At 74.7% G+C, this 23,603-nt stretch carries 16 protein-coding genes and 1 pseudogene; 2 read left to right on the top strand and 15 right to left on the bottom strand.

Annotated features, from left to right (window positions below; translation table 11 throughout):
- Positions 1 to 11 precede the first annotated feature (11 nt).
- The 15 genes from ACI8AC_RS02390 to ACI8AC_RS02460 form a co-directional block, all read right to left on the bottom strand.
- The gene (locus ACI8AC_RS02390) at positions 12 to 3,422 is read right to left on the bottom strand and encodes a phage tail protein (protein WP_456894812.1); all 3,411 of its coding nucleotides are present in this window, start codon (positions 3,420 to 3,422) and stop codon (positions 12 to 14) included.
- Positions 3,419 to 5,989, bottom strand: a complete 2,571-nt coding sequence (locus ACI8AC_RS02395; RefSeq protein WP_456894814.1) for a putative baseplate assembly protein — start codon at positions 5,987 to 5,989, stop codon at positions 3,419 to 3,421. Before ACI8AC_RS02395 ends, ACI8AC_RS02390 begins: the two co-directional genes overlap by 4 nt.
- Positions 5,986 to 8,367: a hypothetical protein gene (locus ACI8AC_RS02400; RefSeq protein ID WP_456894816.1), complete on the bottom strand. Its 2,382-nt coding sequence runs from the start codon at positions 8,365 to 8,367 to the stop codon at positions 5,986 to 5,988. Before ACI8AC_RS02400 ends, ACI8AC_RS02395 begins: the two co-directional genes overlap by 4 nt.
- 59 nt (positions 8,368 to 8,426) lie before the next feature.
- The gene (locus ACI8AC_RS02405) at positions 8,427 to 8,795 is read right to left on the bottom strand and encodes a GPW/gp25 family protein (RefSeq protein WP_456894818.1); all 369 of its coding nucleotides are present in this window, start codon (positions 8,793 to 8,795) and stop codon (positions 8,427 to 8,429) included.
- Positions 8,796 to 8,807: 12 nt separating this feature from the next.
- Positions 8,808 to 9,266: a hypothetical protein gene (locus ACI8AC_RS02410; RefSeq protein WP_456894820.1), complete on the bottom strand. Its 459-nt coding sequence runs from the start codon at positions 9,264 to 9,266 to the stop codon at positions 8,808 to 8,810.
- A gap of 27 nt (positions 9,267 to 9,293) precedes the next feature.
- On the bottom strand, positions 9,294 to 9,968 hold the full coding sequence (locus ACI8AC_RS02415) for a phage baseplate assembly protein V (protein ID WP_456894822.1): 675 nt from the start codon (positions 9,966 to 9,968) through the stop codon (positions 9,294 to 9,296).
- A complete protein-coding gene (locus ACI8AC_RS02420) occupies positions 9,965 to 11,110 on the bottom strand; it encodes a contractile injection system protein, VgrG/Pvc8 family (protein WP_456894824.1) in 1,146 nt (381 codons plus the stop codon). The genes ACI8AC_RS02415 and ACI8AC_RS02420 overlap by 4 nt, the downstream gene beginning before the upstream one ends.
- A gap of 4 nt (positions 11,111 to 11,114) precedes the next feature.
- Entirely contained in the window at positions 11,115 to 11,390 is a 276-nt protein-coding gene (locus ACI8AC_RS02425) for a hypothetical protein (protein WP_456894826.1), read from the bottom strand.
- A 24-nt stretch (positions 11,391 to 11,414) separates the two neighbouring features.
- Positions 11,415 to 12,089, bottom strand: a complete 675-nt coding sequence (locus ACI8AC_RS02430) for a hypothetical protein (protein WP_456894828.1) — start codon at positions 12,087 to 12,089, stop codon at positions 11,415 to 11,417.
- Entirely contained in the window at positions 12,086 to 12,358 is a 273-nt protein-coding gene (locus ACI8AC_RS02435; RefSeq protein ID WP_456894830.1) for a hypothetical protein, read from the bottom strand. Before ACI8AC_RS02435 ends, ACI8AC_RS02430 begins: the two co-directional genes overlap by 4 nt.
- Entirely contained in the window at positions 12,355 to 14,331 is a 1,977-nt protein-coding gene (locus ACI8AC_RS02440; RefSeq protein WP_456894832.1) for an ATP-binding protein, read from the bottom strand. The genes ACI8AC_RS02435 and ACI8AC_RS02440 overlap by 4 nt, the downstream gene beginning before the upstream one ends.
- Complete coding sequence (locus ACI8AC_RS02445) at positions 14,328 to 15,488, bottom strand: Pvc16 family protein (protein ID WP_456894834.1); 1,161 nt, start codon at positions 15,486 to 15,488, stop codon at positions 14,328 to 14,330. Before ACI8AC_RS02445 ends, ACI8AC_RS02440 begins: the two co-directional genes overlap by 4 nt.
- 1,264 nt (positions 15,489 to 16,752) lie before the next feature.
- Positions 16,753 to 17,691, bottom strand: a complete 939-nt coding sequence (locus tag ACI8AC_RS02450) for a T4 family baseplate hub assembly chaperone (protein WP_456894836.1) — start codon at positions 17,689 to 17,691, stop codon at positions 16,753 to 16,755.
- 6 nt (positions 17,692 to 17,697) lie between these two features.
- Entirely contained in the window at positions 17,698 to 18,198 is a 501-nt protein-coding gene (locus ACI8AC_RS02455; RefSeq protein WP_456894838.1) for a phage tail protein, read from the bottom strand.
- Positions 18,199 to 18,208: 10 nt separating this feature from the next.
- The gene (locus ACI8AC_RS02460) at positions 18,209 to 19,717 is read right to left on the bottom strand and encodes a phage tail sheath family protein (protein WP_456894839.1); all 1,509 of its coding nucleotides are present in this window, start codon (positions 19,715 to 19,717) and stop codon (positions 18,209 to 18,211) included.
- Positions 19,718 to 20,046: 329 nt separating this feature from the next.
- On the opposite strand from ACI8AC_RS02460, the gene ACI8AC_RS02465 reads away from it, so the two are divergent.
- Both ACI8AC_RS02465 and ACI8AC_RS02470 read left to right on the top strand, forming a co-directional pair.
- Positions 20,047 to 22,152 (top strand): RCC1-like domain-containing protein, encoded by a 2,106-nt coding sequence (locus tag ACI8AC_RS02465; RefSeq protein WP_456894840.1) that lies wholly within the window; start codon positions 20,047 to 20,049, stop codon positions 22,150 to 22,152.
- A 1,016-nt stretch (positions 22,153 to 23,168) separates the two neighbouring features.
- Positions 23,169 to 23,591, top strand: a pseudogene (locus ACI8AC_RS02470) (endonuclease/exonuclease/phosphatase family protein); the annotation flags it as partial.
- Positions 23,592 to 23,603 lie beyond the last annotated feature (12 nt).

Consider the following 23,603-nt stretch of genomic DNA (forward strand, 5'->3'; position numbering starts at 1 on the left):
TCGGTCGGAACTCAGTCGATCCGGACAATGCCGGACACGAGCCCGGCGGGTGTGAACTCCTCAAGCCGCTGCGCGAAGGCCGCGGTCCGCACCGCGAGGCGGGTGAGGCCGAACGCGCCCATCTCCGCGCCGCTCTCCGCCCCGCGGAGCACCGCCGGGTCGCAGTCGTCGCGCAGGCGCCACCACGCCGGGTCGCGTCGGTTGCGCGACACCACACGCACGGCGGTGCCGACCCGGACCCGGTGCATGCGCGGCAGCGTCGAACCGGTGCCCACCCGGCTGTAGCGGACGCAGCCGTGGAAACGGTCCTCGACGGTGACCAGGCCGTCGACGATGACCTCGGTGGCCTCCAGCACGCGCGCACGCACCCCGCCGCCGACGGACACCCGTTCTAGCTCGACCAGGCCCGCTGGGGCCGACACCGCGGTGTCGCCCGCGGCGTCGACGATGCTGTCGGCGACGGTGAGCCGCCCGGTGCCGGCGAGGTCGAGGCCGGCGGTCTCGCAGCGGGTCACGGTCACGTCGGTGCCGGTCGGCAGGTCACCGAAGGTGAGGCGGTTCTCGGCGTGCAGGACGCTGCACAGTTCCAGGCGGACCCGGTCGGCGGTCGGCAGGGTCGCGCCTGACCAGCCTGCCCCGCCGACCGCGACCCCGCGCAGCGTCAGCGCGGCGTACCGCGGTGGGGTGGGGGGCAGGGTCCAGCCGGCTGAGGGGTCGACGAGCACGGTCGGTCGTTCCCGCTCGGCGGCCTGCACGACCAGCTCCAGCCGGGCGGTGTTGCGCAGCGCGGGGTCGTCCGGTCCCGCCGGCCACACCGGCGCCTCGTCCGGATAGGTGGCGCTGTCCTCGAACTGCACGACCTGGACGTCCTGGACCGGCGTGCCGTCGGCGGGCACCGGGAGGTCCCGCCATCGGTCCGACACCGCGGCCAGCGCCGCCGTGAGCGTGGGGTAGCGCGGGATGGTGTGCCATTCGGCCGGGGCGTCGGGGTGCAGGACGCCGCCGGCGGAGACCAGCCGGGTCGGCAGGGGCAGACGCAGGCCGAGCTCCGGCTCGCGGGCCGCGGGCCGGGCTCCCACGTGTGCGGTGGCGCCCTCCTCGTGGTCGGTGGTGACGGCGGGCGGCACGCCGGCGTCCGGCTCGTGGGCGGAGGCCGGCCACGCCTGCGGCGGCTCCTGCTCCGCGAACGCGAAGAGGCCGTGCGCGACGTCGAGGTCCAGGCGACCCGGCGGCGTGAACGGCAAGGTCATCGGCGGGGTGGCGGTGCGGTCCTCCCGGTCCCAGGCGCACAGCCGCCGGGAGCGCACCCGGCGGCGGCGCAGCCCGGCGGCCTCGGCGATCGGGGCGACGTCACCGAGCGCGGCACGCCGCACCGCGGTCGACCGCGACGCCCACGTGGAGCCGTCCTCGGCGACGCGGACGGCGTCACTGGCGAATCCGAGCCCGGGACCGGCCGGCCAGGCGGCACCGGGGGGCACCGGCTCGTCGGTGTCGAGCTGGGGCAGGTGAACCAGGACGGTGCGGCCGTCGTCGGCGCTCCAGGCGACCTCGCCAGGGCACAGCCGCGCGTCCGCGCGCGCGCACTCGAAGCGGACGGCGAGCGCGACCCCGTCCGGGTCTTCCGCCCGGTCCGCGGCGAGCTCGGCGTACCGGGCCATCGCGCCGCGCGCGTCGAGGGGTGCGCCGGTGGCACCGACCGCCGCCCAGCGAGCACCCCGCGGGTCGTGGCCGGTCCAGGACAGCCGTTGGAACGGGGCGAAGGCCGGTCCGCCGGAGCCCCGGACCTGGGCGGCGAACACCAGCGCGCACGCGATGTCGGCCGGGAGCGGCGCCTCGCCGCCGTCGGTGCGCAGGGCACGGGCGCCGTGCAGCACCGCCGGTCCCCGCCCCGGGGCGGCCGGGACGCGGGAGAGCATCCGGGGTTCGCTGCGCAGCGGTGCCGGCGGCCACGCGGCACCCGGGCCGACGGCGAGCAGCGCCCCCCGGTCGAGCCGCCGGGCGCCCGCGGCGCCCGGCATCGTGCGCGGGGTGCCGTCGGGGGTGGCGGCGTCGTAGAGGCTGCCGTCGGCGGCGAGCAGCAGGAGGCGTTCGGCGCGCAGCTCGAGCGGAGGGACCCGCACGTGCAGCACACCGCGCAGGAAGCCCTCCACGATCAGCCGGTCGTCGCGCGCCTGGGTCGCCGCCGCGGCCGCGGCGCTCGCCACCTCCAGATCGGCGCCGGGAAAGAAGCCGCCGGGGGCGCCGCCGCCGGGGCGCAGCCGCAGCACCGGCACCCGCTCCCCCGCGGGCGCGGCGCCGCCCGAGGCCGTGGAACCGGTGGCGCCGGCCACGTCGAGGTCGACGCCCGCCCGCACGTCGACCGCCCCCGGGCGCCACGAGCCGGGCTCTGGCTGCTCGGTGACCGCCGCGAGCCCCAGCTCGACGCGGACCGGCCCGCGCCAACCCCGGGTCGGCAGGTCCAGTGCGGTCAGCGTGGCGTTCCCGGCGCCGAGGACGGCGTCGGCCACCAGCGTCTCCGGCACGCGCTCGACGCCGGCCGGGATGCCGGCGACCGCGGCCGGCATTCCGCACACCCGCACGGTGATCCCGCCCGTGGCGGCGAACCAGCGCTGCGGCGCGGCCGCGAAGTGCTGCTCGGGGATGCGGTCCACGAACGGCGTCCGGTCGCCCGCGGCCCGGCTCGCGCGCAGCTGCTGGCGGACGCCTAGCGGGTGTACGGCGTGGCGCACGTCCGAGTCGGGGGGCACGCTGCGGTCCGGCGCTGTCGCCCCGCGCAGGGGGAACGTGACCGTCGGGGACAGCCAGTGTGTGACGTGCCGGGGATGATGGCGGCCGGTGGTCGCGGAGATCGCGCGGATGTCCACGGTGTGGTGCAAGGCGTCGAGCGGCCCGCCGGACTGCTCAGCGACGACGGCGGGCCGGACGTCGACGACGACCCGCTCCGGCCGCGGGAGGTCGAGGTCCTGGGCCAGCTGCACCCGCCGCCACCCCTCGGTGAGCACGATCGGTTGGCCGGTCAGCTCGCTGCCCATCTCCTCCAGTGCCGCCGGGGTGCCCTTGCGTCGTCGCCAGCCGACCGTGCCGCGGACGTCGCGGCGGTTGGACGCGGCGTCGGGGAACGCGAGCCGCACGCCGACCATCTCGGCGAGGTAGGGGATCATGGCGTCGTCGGCGGTGTCGACGAACAGGTCGGCGTGCAAGTCGTCGATGCTCTGGCGGACCACGGCGAGCGGGGCGGCCAGCACCTGCAGCAACCGCAGGAGGTCGCCGCGGCCGGCGGGGGGCGCGTCGGGCACCCGGTAGAGCGCCGGCAGCGCTGCGTAGAGCCGATCGGCGACCTCGGCGAGCACATCCCGGTCGAACGGGTAGGGGTCGAGCGAATCGGGACCGCGCGCCCCGGGGTCGGGTGGTGGCTTGGTCATGGCGCACCGCCGGCGAGGTTGACGGCGAGGTTGTTGGGCAGCAGCCGCAGCCACTCCTCCACTCCCGCCGAGACGACGTCGGCCACGCCGGTGTGCCCCTGCGGCACAAACCGGGTGACCCGCACGCCGACGACTCCGGGGACGGCTTCCAGCACCGCGAGGACCTCGCTCAGGTAGGCGGGTTGCCCGAGGGCGCGGGAGGCGAAGGTGAACAGCCCGGGGGCGCCAGGCGGGCCGCCGTGCAGCGCCCGGCGCACCCGGTCGCGGACCTCCTCGGCGAGGTGGGCGGGGTCCGGTTCGACCGTGACGGACACCAGCACGTCGCGTGGCTGCGGGCCGCGCAGCGCGAGCGGCACGGTGACGTCGCGGCGGGCGTCGAGGAACGCGCGCACCGCGTCGAGCGCGGGCGGGGCGACCCCGTCGGCGGTCGCGACGACGAGGACCGCCGCCTGGGCACCGTCCCGGCGGGCGGCGGTCCGTGCGATGCCCGGCATGGTGAGGGCCAGGTCGGCGAGGTCGGCGACCGACACGGCCCGGTCGAACGTGCGGAGGAAGCGGGTGGCCTGGGTGCGAACCGCCTCGGGGTCGGCCGGCTCCGCCCCGCCGTGGACGGGCGTGAGGTTCACCGCGCGGGCCAGTAGCGGGTGGGCGCGGGTGAGCCGGCTCAGCCGCCGCGGCTCGACGTTGCCCGCGCGACCCAGACCCACGCGGTAAGCAGCCTCGACGTTCCTGCGCCCCGACGGCGGCACCGCCCCGTTGCGGCCGTCGCCGAACACCACCGTCGTTCCCGCCGCCTCGTCGGAGACGCTGCGGTAGTGCCGGTCGTCGGGTCCGCTGTCGGCGAAGTCGGCGACGCGCGTCCAGCGCACCCCGTCGACCCGGATGGTGAGCTCGGGTTCGCCGCCCGTCGGGCCCGGCAGCACGGTCACCGGCTTCTCGCGCAGCGGGAAGCGCTGGAAGGGCGTGACCCCGTCCGAGCCGCCGAGCACCTCGCGAACGGTGCGCCCGTGCGAGACGCGGACGACGTTGCCGTGCACAACCAGGTCGTGCAGGCGCCAACCGGGCGGCGGCGGGGGCGTGACCGGGTCCCACCAGATTCGGGTCTCGCCCTTCCCGCCGAGGTCCGAGCCGTCGTCGAGCTCCGCGCGGCGGACCGTCACGACCTGGGCGACGGTCCCCGCCCGGTCGCGGAACACCAGCGGCCGTCCCGGGGTCATCGCCGGCAGGAACCCGGGCAGGCGCAGCGGTTCGGTGAGGAGTTCGGTGCTGCTCGTGGCGTCAGCGAGGGCGAGGCTGGCCGACCAGTGGGCGTACCAGTCGACGGGAAGCGGGTGCTGCGCGCGCGGGATCGGTGCGCCATCGCGGCCGGCCACCTGGACCGCCGTGACCGTCCCCGAGACGTGGCCGGCCTGCAGCTGGGTGACGGTGACCTCGTCCAGAGTGGTCGTGAAGCCCCCGTCGTCGGTCGGGGTGAGGGTGACGGTGTGAGTCGTCAGCTCCTCCTCGGCCTCGCGGTGCAGCGTCACCCCCGCCTCCGACTCCCCAACGATCTCGAGCAGCGCCGCGTCGGCGCCGGTGCCGCGCAGGACGTGCCCTCCGGCGAGCGGGTCGTCGACCCGCTCGCCGAGGTAGACGTCGTCCGCCACGTGCCCCGTTCCGTCCGGGCGGTGCACCGCGTACCAGTACCGCGGGGCCTCCTGCGGCTTGTCGTCCGTGGCGGCCCGCACCGCGGCGGGCGGGAACAGCGCCGGGTCGGCGTCAGCAGCGAATGCGCGTAGCACCCGGTGCGGGTGGGCGAGCACCACCGCCCGCCGCACGTCCACGAGGCCCAGCGCGGCGCCGACCTCCCGGTCGAGCCGGAGCAGCGTCGCGTCCCCCGCCGGATCCTCCGCCGACGGCTCCTCGACGAAATCGGTGACGACGAACCCGCGCCACTGCGGCGGCGCGACCAGGGCGATGACGTCTCCGGCCCGCAGCCGGTGGCCGACCCCCCGTACCCGCAGCTGCGTCTCGGCCGCGGCGACGGTGACCGGCTTCCGCGCGTCGAGCGGCACCATCTCGTTGAGCGCCGCGTCGACGACGACGTCGTCGCGGGTCTCGTAGTCCTGGGTCGCGAGCTCGCCCAGCGGGGTGCTAGCCAGGGCGAGCCCGGCCGCGACGCTGCCACCGACGCCGGCCTTGGTGAACAGCACCACGTGGCCGCTCGCGGCCAGGCCGGGGTCGGGGTCGTGGCCGAGGCGGTGGGCGTGGCGGACGAGGCTGCTCGGCGCGCGTGCCGTGCTGATGAATGCCTCGCGCGCGTGGTGCCGCTGGTAGACCGCGAGCACGTGGCCCAGCAGGGCGGACAGGTCCATGAACGTCCACGCGAGGTCGCCGCTCTGCCCGCCGTCGGGCGCCTCCGCGGCGTCAGTGTCGGGGCGCGGGCGGCCCAGGCGGGGAACGGCCAGGTCCTGCTGCAGGGCGAGGAGGTCGGCGTACTCCTGGGGCAGGTAGTCCAGCCGGCCCGGGTCGCCGTTCGTCCCGGCGACCGGGGACCGGGCCGAGCGCGGGTTCGGCGGGCGACTCACGCCCCCACCCCCTCGGCGGCGGGGTGCCCGTCGACCGTGAACGCGGAGCCGTCGGCGTCGAGACCGACGACCTGCACGGTCAGCGTGCCGTTCTCGAGGAAGTCCGGGTCGGCGTCGAGGCGGGCGACCCTGGTGCGCCCGAGCGGGATGAGGTCGTGGATCGGCGGCCCGACGCGCTCGCCGAGGGGCCGGAAGGCCGTGGCGGTGACGGCCCGGACCCCCGGCAGGCCCTGGACGAACGCGAGCAGGTCGCCCAGCCGGACGGCGTCACCGAAGCTGAGCCGGTCCGGGTGGAACCATCCGGGACGCTCCGCGGAGCCGGGGACGAGCTCGCCGAGCACCCGGTCGCGGACCCGGTTCGGAGGCACTCCGGGCGCCGCGCATGCCACGAGCGCCACCTCCAGCGCGACGTAGTCTGCGGCCAGCACCACGTGCTCGCGGCCGGTCATGCGCAGCGTCTCGAGGTGGGTGTGCACCCGGCGGCGCAGGTCGTCGTCGAGGTCGTCCGCACCCGCGGGGTCGACCAGCACGGCCACCGTGTTGAACGGACCGCCGCGAGCGCGGGCGGTCGCCCTCCCGACGCCCGGTACCTGCATGGCGACGGCGGCGTAGTCGGCCAGTGTCACTGCGCGCTGCAGCGGCCCGTGCCGCAACGACCGGGGCAGCTCCTCCCGGAGGCGGGCGAGCGTCGCGGGCGCGCGGCCTCCGGTGGCGGGCAGCACGTTCGTGACCGTTACCCCGGCGAGCGCGGTCAGGGCGGTCCCCACGGCGCTGCCGGTGGCGGGGGCCACCACGCGGGTGAGCGTGCCGAGCCCGACGTTGCCGGTCAGCGGGTCGCCCAGCCGGTAGTCCAGCCGGATCGTCCCCTGCGGCCGCTCCGGGCCGTCGAGCTCGACCTCGTGCCCCTCGACGCCGTCGCCGAAGTGCAGCCAGACGGCGCCCTCCTCGTCCAGGGACGTGGTGTAGTGCCGGTCGAAGGAGCGCGAGGCGAGGAGGTGCGTGACCCGCGTCCACCGGTCTCCGGAGATCGTCACGTCCAGGGCGGGCGCGCTGCCGCCTTCCCCGATCTGCGCAGGGCCGTCATCGTGGACGACCGGAGACTCCGGCACCCGCAGCGCCCGCAGGAGCAGCGCGCCGCCAGCGCCGCGCCGCTCCACGACCGCCGCCTCGCGGGTCAGGCGGAGCGGCACCGCGTCGCGCTCGGGCGGGGCGCCCCCGGCGACGGCGATGCGGGGGGTGCCGTAGCGGGCGTCGACGAGGTTCGCGTGGATCGACAGCGGCACCGGCCCCCACGGTCGCAGTGCCTGGGCAAGCGGCTCGGCCCAGGTCAGGCGGGTGACGGCAGCGGGCGGGTCGGTGGCGGGGTCGAACGTGTCCTCCGGGTCGCTCACCCAGCCGGCCGCGGTGCGGCGGACGGCGTCGGCGGTCAGCGTGACGACCTGCGCGGAGGAGCCCTGCACGAAGGCCACCCGGTCGCCCCGGCGCAGCACCGGCCCGTCCCCCCACAACAGCAGCTCGGTCGCGCCCACCGGGACCTGCGCGGCGGCGGCCCCGGGGAAGGCGGCCACCCGCAGCCGGCTGCTCGCGTGCTCGGCCAGGACGCGGGTGCGGGCGGTGACGGTGAAGGTCACCGGAACCTCGTCCGGCGCGGTCGGCAGCTCCACGGCCAGTCCGGCGGGCACGAACCCTGACGCGCCGACGTCGAACGCGAGCACGGTGGCGGGAGCGCGTCCGTCGTCGACCGGCGCGCCCAGGAGGGCGGCGTGCTGGCGCAGGGAGAAGCGCTGCCTGGCGGTCTCGACGAACGCCTCGGCCGCCACCCGGTCCTGGTAGTAGCTGGTCATGTCGCCGTACCACGCGAGCAGCTCGAGCAGCATCCGCTCGAAGCTCGCCCCGGACAGGTCCGTGACCGCCGGGCTGCGCACCCGCACGCGGTCGGTGAGCAGGCCGACGAAGCCGGTGAAGTCCTTGGTCAGCAGGTCGACGGCGGGGGGTTGCACCGCCGCGCGCCCGGCGCCTCCGGGGAGCGGGCGGCAGTCGCTGGCCTCGCAGTTGATGGTGAACCGGAACTCGGCGGAGGCGAAGAACGGGTGCAGCGCCCGTCCGCCACCGGCAGTGAGCGTGACGGTGTGCGGCGAGTGGTCGCCGAACCCGCGGAAGCGCACGGTCACGGATCGGTCGCCGAGGTCGACCTCGTGCGGGGGCACCGGCCGCCGCCGGCCGCCGCGGATCACGACGTTCTCCGCGGTCAGGTCGCCGACCGGGTGGTTGAGATGGGCAGTGACGACGGCCGGGAAGTCGGCGCCCGTGGCGATCTCGAGGGTGAGGTACCGGATGCCCTGCCACTCCGTGCCGTCGAGCCGCCCGGCGTCCCACACGAGCGGTGCCCCGGCCGGAGCATCACCCCTCCCAGGGCCATCCCTCACAGGGCCATTGCTCACAGGGCCACCTCCAGACGGCGCGGGCTGCGGTCCAGGCGGCGCCGGTATTCGATCGACACGATGAGCTGGCCACCCGGCGGGTCGGTCTCGATGTCGACCCGGTCGATCAGGGCCTCGTCGCCGAGCTCGCGGCGCAGGCCCTCCGCGACCCGGAACTCGACGGCCGCGGACGTCAGGTCGTCGAGACCCTCGAACAGGCTCCGGTCGAGGCCGACCCCGAAGCGCGGGGCGTTCACCCGCTCCCCCGGCGCGGTGAAGAGCACGGCGAGGATCTTGTCGCGCAGATGTCGGTCCGCGTCGGCGGTGATCGCGACGGCGCCGCGGTCGGCGCGCAGCGTGAACGGTTGGTATGCGTAGAGGGCCAAGGGTTCCGCTCCTCAGGTCACCGGGACGGGGGGCGAGACGACGGGCGGGAACGTGACGATCGACGACGCCGCGAGGAGGTGCGCGGCCCTCGCGAGCCGATCCGCTCGGGTGTCGAGGGCCATGTCGAGGTCGGCCAGGACGGCCGTGATCGCCGCCTGGGCGGCCGCGACGGCTGCGGGCGGGGCGGCCACCCCGGGACCGAAAACCTGCCCGGCGAGGTAACCGGCGAGGGCGAGCGCAAGCTGCGCCCCGGCCGCCGCCGCGGAACCGGCCTGCAGAGCGGGAACGGCCGCGGAGGCCAGCTGCGGCCGGCGCGCCGCGGCGGTCGCGCAGGGGAACGCGCCGGCCGTCGCGGAGGCGAACCAGCTCGCGACGGCGGCGGCGAATGCGTCCGCGGACGACATGGCATCGGTGGGGTGGTGCCCGCCTTCGGGGACGAGCCAGCCGGACCGCAGGGACGCTGCGAGCACCGTGGGATCCAGGGCCACCGGTTCTCCCTACTCGGTCGTCACGGTCGCGGACAGGTGGTTGGCGGCCATCGGCTGGGCGGGCGGCCCGGACGGGCCGACCCCGGTCGGGTGGGTGTGGCTGTTGTACAGCTGCTGGAACGCATCGCCGAGCACGAGCTTCTCCCCCGCTCCGGCCCCGAGCTTGATCTTCTCCGCGGTCACCACCACCGTGCCGTCGCGCTCGAAGCGCACCGAGCTGCTGCCGTTGCCGTTGGCGAGCAGCACCACCTCGCCGTCGTCGTCGAAGGTCAGCTCGTGGCCGCCGCGGGTGCGAAGGACGTGCAGGGTCGGTGACGCGTCCTTGCCGCCGTCCGCCGTGGGGGCCTCGGAGCCGGTTGCCTCGCCCAGGTCGTCCGCCCCGCCCGTGCTGGCGGGAGCGCCCCAGAACGTCCCGACCCACAGCGGGCGGCAGACGTCGCCGCCGGCGAACTCAATCCACACCGTGGCGCCGGCGGCCGGGAGGAAGAGCATGCCGGCGCCGTTCGCGCCGCCGGCCGGCACGCATGGCAGCGCCCAGCCGGTGTCGACCTCCTCGCCGAGCACGGCGGGCACACGTGCGCGCAGGCGCCCAATCTTCAGTGGGTCCTCGACGTCGGTCACCACGCCCTCGTACTTGCCGTAGAACCGGTCGACCACCCAGTCGTCGTCGGGCATCCCCGTCATGAGGGGGGCACCTCCTCCGCGGATCGTCCGAAGTTCTCCTGCCCGGTCAGGCCGGTGGCGTTGCGCGTGGCGGCGAAGGTCTGCGACAGCACCGCGCCGTCGAGGGTGGTGCGTACCGACGTGACGTAGTAGGTGCCGGAGAACCGCCGCCCGACGCCGCGCACGAGCACCGGGCGGCGCGCGCGCAGGAGCCCCCGGTAAAGCTCGGGATCCAGCTCGGCGCGCAGCTCGACGAGGAACCGGGCCGCGTCCGTCGCCGCCGTCGCCTCCGCGCCGATCGCCTCGTCGAGGGGGAAGGGGTCCCGCAGCAGGGTCGCGGCTGCGCCGGCCCCGGCGGTCCGCAGGCCGGAGGAGACTGTCTCGGCCGCGTCGTCGTCGCCCATCACCGGGAGAGCGGGGGTTCCGGCGCCGCGGACGATCCGCTTGCCGACGGGGTCCAGCGCCGCGCCGGTGACGGTGACCGGCCCAGTGGCGACCAGCTGCAGGTCCGCCCAGACCAGGGACCGCCCCTCCTGCTGGATCACGACGTCAGCCTGGGGCGGCCCGGTGACCTCCGGCACGGCGAAGTGCGCGACAACCTGGCGCTGCCCAGGGTCGTACTCGAAGTAGAAGCGGGCGCCGTTGCGCCGGGCGAGGTGCTGCAGGAAGCGCCAGTCGGTGGCGCGCTGCACAAGCAGCTGACGCTCGTCGTCGTAGCGCACGGGGGTGTCGGCGGCCTGCACCGGGATCCGGTATCCAGCCAGGATCTGCGCGACGACGTCGCCGTCGGTCATGTTCGGCCACGCGGCTACGCGCTCCTCCGCGTCGAGGACGACAGCCGCGTCCATCGCCAGCACCTCGACGTAGGCGTTCTGGGCGATGGTCTCGAAGTGCGGGCGGACGTGGGTGACGCTTCCGTCGAAGAGGCGCTGTGCGACGCCGCCGGGCGGCTCGATCTCGAAGGCCAGCGCCACCCCCGGCTCGAACAGATCGTCGTCGAGTGGGCCGAACTCGCCGTCGCCGCGCTGCACGAGGCCGAAGCGCAGCGCCAGCACCGTCGGGTCGGTGTCGCTCTCCCGGACCTCGACGCGTGTCAGCTGCGCCAGGACGCCCGCCTCCAGCGCAGTCCCGGCGATCAGAAGGGCGACGCGCGCCGACGCCACGGAGCTACTTGTCCGGCGGGACCGGGAGCGGCTCACCCGGTGCCACGACGTCGAAGGGATCGAGCCGGCTCGACGCGTCACAGAGGCGCCAGAACCGGGTCGGGTCGCGGTAGAACCGGAACGCCAGCAGGTCCAGCCGGTCGGATGCGGTCGGCACGACCTCCAGCACCCCGCTGGTCGGCGGGGTGGGTCGCAGGTCGAGCAGGGGGTGGGTGCCGCCGTGACCGTCGTCGACGACGAGGACCGGCGTCGACGAGTAGCGACTCCTGCGGTCGATCACGGCGGTGTCCTCCCTTGCGGTTCCTCAGAGCGGCAGGATCGTCGAGCCCTGCGCGGCGGTGTTGTCGTAGTACATGCGGGCCAGCTCGCGGCGCCCGGCCTCGGTGTGGTCGAGCGCGGAGCGCACCGCGGGGTCGCCGCGGGCCGCCGACTCGCCGAGCACCTCCAGCGACGCCTCGACCTCGGCGCGTACGGGGTTGAGGTCGCTGTTGTAGACCGATTCGTCGACTTTGAGGGACACAATCCGCACCGGCAGGACGCGCTTGCGTCCCCACACCAGCAGGACGGTGGGGCGGGGTCGCGCGGCGCGCACGGGCTCGGTCCCGTCCGACGCCGCCTCGGCCTCCGTCTGCGTGGGGTGCAGCAGGTCCTCGATCGCGGCGATCTCCGGGGCGATGCCGAGCCGCTCGTCCAGGCTTCCCAGTGCCCGGTCGCGGTCGGCGAGGTCCAGCCGGATTGCCACCGAGAAGGTCTCCTTCACCGCGCCGCCCGCCTCGGCGCTGGCCTCGGCCGACGGCGGGGCGGCTCCACCCGGGCCGGCGCCCTCCACCCCCGTGGCCGCTGGGGCGGCCTCGACGGCCACCGTGCGCGTGAGGCCCTCGGGGTTGAACCGGAAGGGGATCACCCGCTTGCGGTCCGGGTAGCCGCCGGGCTCGTAGGCGACGAACGCGCCGCGCAGGTAGTTCAGCGCGCCGGTCACGGAGCCGCTCCGGCGATCCGGCGGAACAGCTCGTCGGCCAGCCGCGCCGCCGCCTCGGGGCCGGCGATCCGGTCGGCCCACCCGGGCTCGAGCTCGATCAGCTGCAGTGCCCGCCGCGGGGCGTCGCGGCCGCCGCCGAGGGGCGCGCCGGCCAGCCTGGTGGCGAGCAGCGCGAGGGCGCTGCGCACCGTGGCCTCGGCCTCCCCGGCACGCACGTCCTCCCCGATCTCCACCGCGAGGTGGTCGATCCGCAACCGGACGGGTCTCACCGGGCCACCCCGTTCGCGTTGAGCAGCGGGGCGAGGGGCCCGAACGCCGCCGCGTCGGCCGGGCGGCCCGCCTTCTGCAGCTCGCGACGGGTGGCGCGCAGGACGTGGGCGGCGGTGACGCGGCCCGACGGGCTCGCGGCCGCCAGGTGCGCCGCCGCGAGGCCGATGTTGTGGATCGCGCCGCCGCCCAGCGGGAAGCGCTCGGCGAGGGCGTCGAGCTCCAGGTCCTCGTCGCGGAACGGCGCGGCGGGCAGCGACCGCTCCCACAGCCGGCGGCGCAGGTCCCGGTCGGGCAGGGGGAATTGCAGGATGAAGCGCATGCGCCGCACGAACGCGGCGTCGATGTTGCCCTGCAGGTTCGTGGTCAGCACCGTGATCCCTTCGTGTGCCTCCAGCCGCTGGAGCAGGTAGCCGACCTCGATGTTGGCGTAGCGGTCGTGCGCGTCCTTGACCTCGGAGCGGCGCCCGAACAACGCGTCCGCCTCGTCGAACAGCAGCAGTCCGTGTCCGGCCTCGACCTCGTCGAACAGCCGGGCGAGCGCCTTCTCGGTCTCGCCGATGTACTTGGACACCACCTGGCTGAGGTCGACGCGGTAGAGGTTGAGGCCGAGCTCTCCGGCGAGGCACCGGGCGGCGAAGGTCTTGCCGGTGCCGGGCTTGCCGGCGAGCAGGCAAGTCAGGCCGGTGCCGGTGGCGTCCGCGGCGGCAGGCAGTTCCATGTCCCACCGCACCCGGTGGGCGTGGCGGTGCCAGGAGACGATGTCCTCCAGCTCGGCGCGCAGCGGAGCGGGGACGACGAGGTCCGCAAGCCGGGCGGACGTCGTCACGACCTGGACGGAGCGGCCCATCCGGCGCGCACCGCGGACGAGCAACTGTGCGGCCACAGCGCCGGCGGCGACCGGCGGGGAGCTCCCCGTTGCGGGGACGTCGTCTGGGCCGCGCAGGTCTCGGGCGTCGCGGACCGCGCCGCGGGCCTCCTCGGCGCTCACCCGGAAGCGCGCCGCGAGCGTCCGCGCGCAGGCCTCGCCGACCAGCGGCGTCCAGATGCGCAGGGCCTCGCGGTGGCCGAGGACGCCGACGTCGACGGTGGCCCCGTCGCTGCCGTCGAGGGTGTCGGCCGTGTCGTCGACGACCGCGACCAGCGGCCCGGCCCCGGCGGCCAGTCGGGACAGTGCGGTCTGCGTGACGGTCGGCACGCCGTGCAGGTCCAGGACGGGCAGCCCGTCCGGCATCCGGACGAGGTCGGCTGCCTGCGGCAGGTCCCCGTCGACGGTGACGAGGTGTGCCGTGCGGCCGAGGTGGGCGGCGACGTCGCAGGCCAGCTGGCGGCCCGCTCGGCGTGACGGCCCGCACAGGACCAGCAGACCGCGGCGGTCGAGCAGACGAGCAGCGCGGGTGACCTGGTCGGCGGGGAAGGCGGGGCGGCCCGGGGGGACCGCTGTGTGGTGGCGCTCCTCGATTCCGGCCCGGGTGCCGGTGAGGGCCCTCAGCTCGGGAAGGGTGAGCCGCACGGTCTGCTGGGCGTGCGGGAGGCCGGGGGTCTGCTCGACGACCTCGACGAGGCCGGCCGAGCGGGCGGCGCCGCCGTCGAGCGACGCGGACAGGGCCGCGGCGAACGGGACCTCGCGGATGCCGCGCAGGACCCGGGCAACCACCCATGGCGTAGGCAGCTGCTGGCGCGGGTCCTCGGCGAGCAGGCTGACCGCTGCCGCCGCCTCGGGGTGGCACTCGACGGCCGCGCAGAGCATGACCAGCCAGTAGGCGGGGCCATCGAGGCCGAGCCGGTCGCACAGCCGCACGCGGTCCTCGTCCGGGGACCGTTCGTGCTCGCACATGCGGGCGCGCAACTCCCGGCGGGCCGCGGAGTGCGCGGTCCAGCCCTCGTCGGCATCGCGGACCTCGTCGGCCGACTCGGCGACGAGGCACTCCGCGCCGAGCAGCGCGGCCTCGCGGGCGAGTCCGATGCCCGTCACGATCCCAGCTCCAGCACGACATAGGGGGTGAAGACACCGTCGCCGACGCGCAGCGTCAGTCGCCACGCCCCCGCCCGGGCAGGCAGGGCCGAGAGGTCGGCCGCAGAGATCGTCACCGACTCCGCGGTGACGTCGGCGACCGCCAGCGTGCGCACGTCGGCGGGGGTGGCGACCTCCTCGTCCGGCCAGAGCACGGTTTCCCGGGCGCCGCCGAGGTTCACGCCGGTCAGAACGAGGTCGGTTGCCGGATCGTGCGGGTCGAGGCCGGGCGCGTCGACGGCGGGGGCGGCCGGGTCGGCGACGCGGACGGTGCCGGGTCGGGACGGCAGGCCCGCCGCGCGCAGTGACAGCGCGTGCGCCCCCGGGCTCAGCGCCTCCAGCCCGCCGTTGTCGAGGCTGAGCAGCAGCGGCGTCCCGGCGGGCGCGGCAGCGAGCGATGCGTCGTCCGGGGCGACGGCGACCCCGCCCACCGCGACGCCGGTGAGCGTGCCCGGCAGCGCGGCGTCGATCCGGACGCGCCCGCCGGCTCGGACCGCGGCGGGGCTGACCCGGGTGACCAGCGGACGCGTGCCTGCCCGGACGCCGAGGACGACGCCGCCCGGCCGCACTACGGGAACCGGCTCGCGGTCGTCCAGGCGGGCGAGCAGGGCGACGGGCGCGACCTCGAACAGCACCCACGGCTGGAGTTTGGCCTCCAGCGAGGTCCAGATCTTGTCGACCTGGTCCAGGGCGATCGGCACCTGGACGACCCCTAGGTCGCCCTCGCCGAGGGTGGTGAAGGTGCTGGCGGCGCCCACGGTGTCGGACAGGGGCAGCCGCAGCGCCGGCGTGTCGTGGTAGAGGGCCATGATCCGGCCGAGGGCGTGGTGCGCGGCGACCGGGTCGTCGACGTCGGTGCCCGAGGTCGTGACGAGGTAGAAGCACGACAGCACCAGCGGCGGAGGACGCAGCGAGCCGTCGGGGCGGCGGTCGGGCGGGTCGTTGCGGTGCCCGGGCTGGGGGGTGGTGTAGAGCAGGGTGATGCGCGCCGCCGCCTCGGAGGTGGCCGCGACGTCGCGGGGTGCGCCGGCCTGCACGTCCTCGATGGCGGTCCCGGCGCGGATGTGCTCGACGAGCACCTGGGTGACGTCGTTGAGGCCCTGGAAGTACGCGGCCATCTACGGCCCCCACCCGCGCAGTCCCGGACGGTGGAGACGCAGGCCCGGGTCGATCGTGTGGGGGCGCGGGGGCGGTGTGGGCCGCGCCGGCGCGACCGGAGGTGGCGCGGGGCGGTGCGCCGCGACGGTGCGGATCTCGAGCCGGCCGATCTCCACCGACACGGGGGCGGGCGGCGCGGCGTGCCCGGCCGAGCGCGGTGCTGGCGCCGCGAGCACGCGGGGGTGGGCCGCCGACCGCGCGGTGGGGTTGGGTCGCGGGGCGGCGCCGCGTGAGCCGTCGGGTGCGGGGGGCCGCTCGGGGTGGGGAGCGCCGGTCCGGGACGGACCGGATCGGGGCGGCCCCGCGTGGAGCCGGCCGGTACGGCGGGTGGCCGGGACCGGTGCGGCGGCGGCTAGAGGAGGCGGTGCGGTCGGCTCGGGACGGCCGGCAGGGGCCGGGAGGACCCGCGTCGCGCCTGCGGAGGACCCGGAGGCCGGGTGGGCGGCCCCCGCGGGTGGGGTGCCGGGCGGTCGCACGGCGGGACGTGACACCGCGGTCGTGTTGCCGGAGTCGGCCGGTCGCGATGGGGTCCCCGCCGCTGCGGCCCTCGGCGCTGTCGGCCCCGGCGAGGCGGCTGTCCTGGCCGGCCCCCGCGCCCTCGCCCCTGGGACGGGGACCGGCGTCGTCGCCCGTGGGACCGGGGCCGGCGCCGGCGCGACCGGCTGCGCTGCCCGACCGGGTCCGGTGCGGCCGGACCCGGTCACGTTGGCGGCGGCCCGGGCCGGCGCCGCGAGGTCCGGGACGGCATGGCCTGATGCGGCCCGGTCCGGTGCAGCCAGGAGCCGAGGCCCCCGGTCCGGAGTTTCCCTGGCGGACACGGACCCGCGCGGCGCCGGCTCAGGGGCGTCCCGGCCGGCCGCGGTCCTGCCCGGCCCGGTTCGGGCCGGCGTCGGTGACGGCGCCTCGACGTGCGGGGCAGGACGGGCCCACCGCGTGCGCCTCTGCCCCGGAGGCGGCGCCGCATCCGGGGGGTCCGCTGCGCCGGCGTCGAGCGCAGGTCCGTCCGCCGATCGCGCCGCCAGTGCGGTGCCGGGGCTCAACGGAGCCGCCGGGAGCGGGTTGGGCGCGCGCCACGCACTGCCCGACCGGTGCCGCGCTCCGGAGTGCAGGGGGGCGCGACGGCCGGGCTGCAGCGGCGCCCACCGTCCGGCCGGCTCGGCCTGGCGCGCGTGGGACGCCGCCGGTCGCAGCGGAGGTGCGACGACCTGCGAGAGCGAGGGCATCTCACCGCCCCCGCGGCGCGACACTCAGCCGTCGCCGGTGAGCCCGGCGAGCAGGGCGGCGTCGGCCTCTTCCTCCAGCAGCAGGAGGTAGGCCAGGCGACGGTCCAGCGGCAGCGCGAGGATGTCGTGTTCGGACCAGTGGTAGGCGCGGGCGATCCGGTGCACATCGCGCAGCAGCCGGTGCGCCCGCCCGGTCAGCTCGAAAAAAAAAGTTCGGCACGTCGAACGGGGCGGTGACCGCCGCCCCGCAGTGGGGGCAGTCGATCGCCATCTCCAGCGCGAGGTCCGGCAGGTTGCCCTCGACGGCGGCCTCGAGCACCGCCCGGACCAGCACGGGCAGGCTGCGGGAGAAGTCGAGGTCGAAGCCGTCCGTGCGGTCGCCGTAGCGCAGCAGGCAGCGGGCCAGCAACCAGCTGCGCCGCTCGGCCGCACCGGTGAGGTCGGCGTCGCCGAGGTCTTCCTGATCGCCCGCGGTCGGCAGCCGCAGCCGCACCTCGCCGATGCCCGGCACGACGACATCCAGGTGCGGTGGCGGCTTCGGGAACTCCAGCGGCAGGGCGTCGAGCGAGAACTCCACCTCCCCGGCCTCACCGCAGGCGGGGCAGTCGACGCGGGCAGTCACCTGCGGCCCCAGCGACATGCGGCGCAGGGCCACGAGCTCGCGGTCGCGCTCGGCGACCAGCAGGTCGCGCACCGTCCGGCGTGCCTCCCCCGGGTCGTCGCCCGGCTGGACGAGGCACCGCGCGAGGACCTCGTTGCACAGCCGGGCGGTGTTCGGCTCGGCCTGGTGCCGTTCGAGGTACTCCTCCTCCCACCCGGTGAGCCCACGCAGCGGCAGGCGCCCCGGTGTCCGGTCGGGCGGGGAGGACGGCGCCGCGGGACCGCTCACGTCGCCGCGCGGCGGGCGCAAGGGGCTGTCGAGGCGCTCGGGGACGGGCATCGCGGATCAGGTCTCCGGCTGCTCGGTCACCGACGGGTCGACCGAGAACCCCTCGTACTCGATCTTCAGGGTCTGGATCGCGACGGCGTTCGCGTTCGCGTCCATCTCCGGCACGGCCTGGAACTCCGACACCCACGCCCGGTGCAGGGTGAAGGCCATGACCGGGCGGGCCTGCAGGTTCATCACCTCGACGGTGACCTCCTTGCGGTAGTTCCGCAGCGACATCCCGGCGTCTCCGCGCGGAGAGTTCACGAGGTCCGCCCAGTCGAACATCTGCCGGTCGTGGGTCAACCCGGCCTCCAGCGTCACCGGCTCGAACTTGGTGCGCCCGGGAAGCTTGCGCACGATCGACGGCCCGCCGGCCTCGCGCCACTCGATCGCCTCGGTGGAGCGCTTTATCGCCGACATCTTCGACAGGCCAGCGACGTAGACGTTGTCCCACTTCACCCGGAACTTGAAGTTGGTGTAGGGATCGAGCCGGTGGGTGTTGACGGAGAACTGCGGCACCGGGTCCTCCTCATCCGGCCTGGGTCTTCTGGCTGAGCTTGACGACCACGAACTCCGCGGGCCGCAGGGGCGCGAACGCGACGAGGATGTTCACCACACCCGCGGCCTGGTCGATCCCGGTGGTGGTCTCGGCGTCCACCTTGACCAGGTACGCCTCGTCGCTCGTGCTGCCCGCGAAGGCGCCGTTGCGGAACTGGGTCTCCATGAAGCCGCCGATGGTGGCGCGCAGGCTGCCCCACAGGGGTTCGTCGTTCGGCTCGAACACCGCCCACTGGATTCCGTTGTAGATGCTGGTGCGCAGGAAGATCGCCGTGCGCCGGACCGGCACGTACCGCCACTCGCTGCTGGACAGCGTCGTCCGCGCACCCCAGACCACCCGCCCGGCGCCCGGAATCTGGCGCAGCGCGTTCACGCCCTGTGGGTTCAGGTCGTCGCTGTGCAGGTCGTTGAGCTCCTGCTCCAGGGCGATCGGCCCGTTCAGCGTCGCCTCTGTGCCCGCGGGGGCCTTCCACACACCGCGGCGCCCGTCGATGCGCGCGAACAGCCCGGCGACGAACCCGGCCGGCGGCAGCGTGATGGTCGGGTTGCGCCCGATGCCGACCGGGTCGCCCACGACGACGTGGGGCCAGTACAGGCCCGCGAAGGTGCTCGACGTGCGGCCCCGCTTCTGCGCCACCACGAGCGAGGTCGCCTCGGTGGGACCCACGTCGCCGTGCCCGGGCAGGTCGCTGACGAAGAACAGGTCCTGGCGGGGCCGGGTCTCGGCGAAGCCGGTGAAGGCGTCGACCACCTGCAGGTAGGCGGCGTCGTCGCCGGTCAGCAGCGGTTCGCAGGTCGCGACGAGCAGCGCGGCGTCGTCCACGCCGGCCAGCCCGGCCGAGAGCAGCGGCACGTAGTCCGCGGGATCGAGCTCGCCGCCGCCTCCCACGCCGCCGACCATCGCCTCGGCGTCGTCCACGATGACCGACTCCGGCGGGTTCGTCGACGGCGTCGTCCCCAGCTCGTCCAGGTCGGGAGCCGTCCGCGAGGACTGGTCCCAGCGCACGTAAAGGCTGCGCTTGAGCACCTCCACCACGTAGTTCTCGTCGTCGGGGTCGACCGAGAGCCGGTCCCAGGTCTCGACCAGCCTGCGGCTCCCGCTCTCGGGCGAGGCGTGGACGACCGCGATCCGGAACCGGCCCGGGTCGTTTCCGCTGGCCGCCAGGAACGCGGCCGCGAGCGAGTTGCCCCACAAGCCGGGCGAGCTCGCCCGGAGGGGACCGCGCACTGCGGTCGCGGCGCCCTCGTCCGGGACGTCCATCGTCCGCAGGATGTACGCGGTAGACCCGCCGTTCTGGTAGTAGCCGTCGACGGCGTAGGTCGTGAGCACCCGAGTCGGCGCCGCATTGCCGTCGCGAACCCGGAAGTAACCGCCGAAGACCCGTTCGTAGTCCGACCGGCTCCTGATCTTCGTGGGTCCGAGCGGCCCGCGCTCGGTCTCCCCGACGAAGATCGTCGTGCTGGTCGCCGCCCCTTCCACCGATCGGGCACCCGACGGCAGTTCGGAGACATAGACGCCCGGATGCAGCAATGTGGGCATACGTCTCCCCCTGAGTGCGCGAACAAATCGGAATCCGAGAGAAATCGCTACGAATCGAAGATGTGTCTCACGCCGCCGCGCCGCGGATCGAGACGCTACAACCGCACTCCGCGACCGGGCAAGGGGAACTCGCTGCACCGGCTCCGACTCGCCACAGCTTCGCGTGTCGCTACGCGTTTATCTGCGGCCCGGCGAGCGGCGTTCGCCGGGCCGACCCTGGGGCCTCTATTGTCCCGGCTCAGGCTGTTCGTCAGGCGAGAGGAGCGGCCGTGGCAGCTTCGGCGGTGAGCCTCCAGAGCTGGGGATGGAATGTCTCCGGTCAGCTCGGTGACGCCACCACCACCGACCGGTTCGTGCCGGGCCCGGTGGTGGAGAAGGCTGTCACGCCGACGGGTACGGCCGTGGTCGCCGGTGGCCGGCACTGCCTCGCGCTGCGCAGCGACGGGGCGGTGTGGGTGTGGGGCGCCAACAACTTCGGCCAACTCGGGGACGGCTCCACCGAACAGCGGACCATGCCCGCAGTGCTCGGCGGCATCGCCGGGATCCGCGCGCTGGCTGCTGGTGGTGACCACAGCCTGGCCCTCGACGCCGACGGCCACATCTGGACGTGGGGGGACAACCGGTACGGCCAGCTTGGTGATGGCAGCACCACCCATCGCAGCATCCCGAGTCGACTGCCCCATCTGGCGAGCATCCGGGCCATCGGCGCCGGCAAGGCGCACAGCCTCGCGCTCGACTGGAACGGGATCGTTTGGGCCTGGGGCGACAATGCGGTCGGCCAGCTGGGCGACGGCACCACCACCGCCCATGTCGATCCGAGGCCGGTCATCGGCCTGACCAAGATTCGGGCCCTCGCCGTCGGCGAGCGACACGGTCTGGCCGTCGACGCCCGCGGCCTGGTGTGGGCGTGGGGGGACAACCTGTCCGGGCAGCTCGGCGACGACGCAGAGCCATTCCGCACCACGCCCGCCCGAGTCCCCGGCCTCACCGAGGTCCACACCGTCGCCGCGGGCCGCCGTTTCAGCTTGGCCGTGGGCGCCAGCGCCAGGGGGGACACGGTGTTCGCATGGGGAGAGAACGGGTCCGGACAACTCGGCGATGGAACCACCGCGGACCGCGCCAGTCCCGGGCCGGTCTCCGGCTTGAACGCCGTCGTTGCGGTTGTCGCCGGCGCCTCCCACAGCCTGGCCCTCGACGCCGACGGCGCCGCATGGGCATGGGGCTACAACTCCACCGGACAGCTCGGCGACCGCACGACTACAACGCGGACTAGCCCCGTCCCGGTCGACACGGGCGACGTGCCGGTGATGTCCCTAGCGGCGGGGACTGCACACAGCCTCGTCCTCGATGTCGAGGGCAGGCCTCAAGCGTGGGGGCACAACCGTTACGGGCAGCTCGGCGACGGCACGACGGTCGACCGCCACGCGCCTGAACCGATCGCCGGGGTCCGCGCCGTGTGCTGCGGTGCCCGGCACAGCGCAGCCCTCGAGGCCGATGGAAACGTGTGGACCTGGGGCGCCAACGACACCGGCCAGCTCGGCGACGGCGGCTTGGCCAACCGCAGCACCCCCGCGCTAGTCAGCGGCTTGGCCGACGTGCGGGCGCTGGCGGCCGGCGCGTCCCACAACGTGGCGTTGGACGCGACCGGCACCGTCTGGCTCTGGGGGACCAACGTCGGCCAAGGGACGCTCGCCCTCACCCCCACACGGATCCCGGGCCTCCCTCCCGTCCGGGCCATCGGCGCCGGGGACTACCACGCCTTGGCCGTCGACGCTGAGGGCACCACGTGGGCCTGGGGATGGAATTCCCGCGGACAACTCGGTGACGGCACCACCACCGACCGCGCCACTCCGGTCCCGGTTACAGGTCTCGTCCGTGTCCGGACGGTCACCGGCGGCCCAGAACACAGCCTGGCCGTCGACGTCAACGGCGTCGTCTGGGCCTGGGGCAGCAACGACGACGGCCAGCTCGGCGACGGCACCACGGACCCACGCTCCACGGCCACGCTGGTACTCGGCCTCGTGAGGGTCCGGGCCGTCGCCACCGGCGATGCCCACAGCCTGGCCGTCGACGTCGACGGCGTCGTCTGGACGTGGGGTGACAACCAGGCCGGCCAGCTCGGTGACGGCACTGACATGCCCCGCGCGATTCCCGCCCCCCTGCCTCACCTCCCGACGGTGGTCGCGGTGAGCGCCAAGGCCGCCTACAGCCTCGCTCTCGACACCACCGGTGTGCTCTGGGCCTGGGGATCCAACCTCCACGGCCAACTTGGCGACGGGTCGATTGTCGACCGCTACACCCCCGGCCCGGTTCCAGGCCTGCGCGGCGTACCACACCTGATCGGCGCGGGACGCGGGCACGTCGTGTGCGGGTGACCGCACCGCCTTGCCACTCCAACCCTCCGGGCGCACAGCTAACGGGCCAGGGCGTAAGCAAGGACACCATGGCGGTATCGACATCGAGGAGGACGTGTGAACGGAGCGGAGACCAAGGAGCTTCCCGCGTCTGCGGATTACCTGGCCCCCGACGGCTCGGAGGTTCGCCTGCTCGTGGAAGGCACCCGCGGCGGAACGGCCCACTTCACACTACCGGCCGGAACCGTCTCCCGTGCCGTCAAGCACCGCACCGTCGAGGAGCTTTGGTACGTGGTGAGCGGGTCCGGACAGATGTAGCGCCAGCCCAGCACCGAGCCGGACGGGCTGGTGGACCTACGGCCTGGCGTCTCGCTCTCCATACCCGCCGGGACCACGTTCCAATTCCGAGCGGGGGAAAGGGAACCGCTCACCGCCATCGCCACCACCATGCCACCGTGGCCGGGCGAGGACGAAGCCCAGCCCAGCGTGGGTATCTGGGCCCCTACCGCATGACCGTCCACATGTTGGCGGGGACTGACAGATTGTCAGGAGATCAGCGTGCCACCTTCAGAGCAGGAGCAGCTCCGTCCTGAGTTCGAAACCATGTTTCCCGGCCGGCTCGACCGAGCCTGACCGATGATCACCCGGTCACGCACTTACACAGAGTCGCCGATCGGCCCACGGCCGTGGGAAACTCCTGCCGCCCGACCGGATGACCCTCGTCCGCGTCCGGCGAGGGTTCGCTTCCTGCGCCCGAAGGACCGCCCAGCCGGCCAGCTCTCCGAACCCAGTCATCCCGGACCCGGGACAACCACTCGGCGTCACAACCGACACCGCACTTCCCGCCATCACGTCGGTAAAACGGTCACACCCGGAATCCCACCGACACCAGGGAGCAGCAGGTCAGGGGTTGAACGACAAGCTTAGGGGTCGGTCGCGTTGCGTTCCTGGCCCAGCAAACGTGTGAGGAGCGCCGCGAGCGCGTCCGACGATGGTCACTGTGCCCGTGTGCGCTACACCGAGTGGAGGAATCGCCGATGCCGTCGACCTATTGCGTTGCCTGGTGGAACCTGGAAAACCTGTTCGACGAGGAAAACGCGCCGCCCGAGCACCGTAGTGACAAGGTCAGGCGGGCCATCGGCAGCGACATCGTCGGCTGGACACCGCAGCTACGGGACGGCAAGGTCGCTCAGCTGGTCTCCGTAATCGCACAAATGAACGCTGGCCGCGCCCCGGACTTGCTGGGTGTCTGCGAGATTGAGAACCGCTTTGTGCTCGACCTGCTGGCCAGCGCCGTCCACCAGCTGCTACCGGTTCGGTCCTACAAGGTGGTGCACGCCGACACCGCCGACGCCTGCGGCATCGACGTTGCATTCTTGTACGACCCTGGCCTCTTCCACGTTCCGGCCGGGGGGACGTTCTTCCACGTCGCGGTCCGCCGCAACGCCACTCGCGACATTCTGCAGGTCAAC

Source organism: Geodermatophilus sp. SYSU D00758 (assembly GCF_054049955.1).

Coding starts and splice junctions, on each gene's coding strand:
- ACI8AC_RS02390 (WP_456894812.1), bottom strand. CDS start 3,422: ATGACCAAGCCACCACCCGACCCCGGGGCGCGCGGTCCCGATTCGCTC.
- ACI8AC_RS02415 (WP_456894822.1), bottom strand. CDS start 9,968: ATGACGGGGATGCCCGACGACGACTGGGTGGTCGACCGGTTCTACGGC.
- ACI8AC_RS02445 (WP_456894834.1), bottom strand. CDS start 15,488: ATGGCCGCGTACTTCCAGGGCCTCAACGACGTCACCCAGGTGCTCGTC.
- ACI8AC_RS02450 (WP_456894836.1), bottom strand. CDS start 17,691: ATGCCCGTCCCCGAGCGCCTCGACAGCCCCTTGCGCCCGCCGCGCGGC.